We start from the raw sequence: 1193 nt of genomic DNA on the forward strand, positions 1-1193 counted from the left end.
CGACGAGACTCATAGATAGTCCCCGCGTAGCCAAGGGTCGTGCCTCACATAAATTTCCCCGCCAGGCTCTTCACCCGGGGACATAGACACGACGACGATGGGGTCATGGTCGACAAGGACGTTTCCATGAACACCAGAATCGAGATCACGAAGAAATACGCCACCGCGTATGCCAAGGCCGGCAGGCAACAAAAGTCGGCCATCCTCGATGCCGTCACCGACATCACTGGCTGGAACCGCGACCACGCTCGCCAACAGCTCATGCGTCGGACTCGCCAGCCCAAGGGCAGAGCCAACGCCACCGTGGCCGTGATCGATCGACGCAAGACTAAGGCCCGTAAGTACTCCTACGACGCGATCAAGATCCTGCAGTATGTGTGGTCAGTTGCCGGTGGAATCTGCGGCAAATACCTCGCCCAAGCTATGGTCGATCTCCTCAACTCCCTCGAAGCCCACAACCACCTCGTGCCTGGCCAGGGCCGCTACAGCACGAACGTACGCGACGAGCTGGTGTCGATGAGTCCAGCCACGATCGACCGATACCTGGCACCAGCCCGGGCGAGAGACACCCTGCGTGGGAAGTCGGCAACGAAGCCTGGCACACTGTTGCGCAACTCGATCCAGGTTCGTAAGGCCGGTGATGAAGTCGAAGCCGAACCCGGATTCTTCGAAGTCGATACCGTTGCCCACTGCGGACCGACGTTGAAGGGCGAGTTCATCCGCTCGGTCAATTACACCGATATGCACACCGGGTGGGTCTACACCCGAGCAGTCAAGAACAATGCTGCCGTACACATTGTTGCCGCGTGCACTCATTTCGTTGAAGCGGTGCCCTATCTCGTGACCGGGCTCGACTTCGACAACGGTTCAGAGTTCATCAATCACGACCTCATCGACTGGGCGGCCCAGCGGAAGATCTTCTTCACTCGCGGCAGGCCTTATACGAAGAATGACCAGGCCACGATCGAGTCAAAGAACAACCATCTCGTGCGTCGGTACGGGTTCTACTACCGCTACGACACGACAACCGAACTCGGACTCATGACGACGCTCTGGGCACTGGTCAATGACCGGTTGAACTACTTCACTCCGACGAAGAAACCCACCGGGTATTCCACTGATTCGGTGGGTCGTCGCAAACGTGTTTATGACACCCCGCGGACCCCGTTCGTGCGTCTGCTGGATTCCGGGAT

1 protein-coding gene is annotated in these 1193 nt (G+C 58.3%); it reads left to right on the forward strand.

From position 1 onward, the window contains the following. Window positions 1–126: 126 nt before the first annotated feature. Window positions 127–1193, forward strand: a 1067-nt coding sequence (locus MPN20_RS17095; RefSeq protein WP_242784057.1) for a DDE-type integrase/transposase/recombinase, incomplete at its 3' end; no start/stop codon positions are given.

Origin of the sequence: Brevibacterium sp. ZH18 (genome assembly GCF_022748595.1) — a bacterium.
In the GTDB taxonomy this organism is placed as follows: domain Bacteria; phylum Actinomycetota; class Actinomycetes; order Actinomycetales; family Brevibacteriaceae; genus Brevibacterium.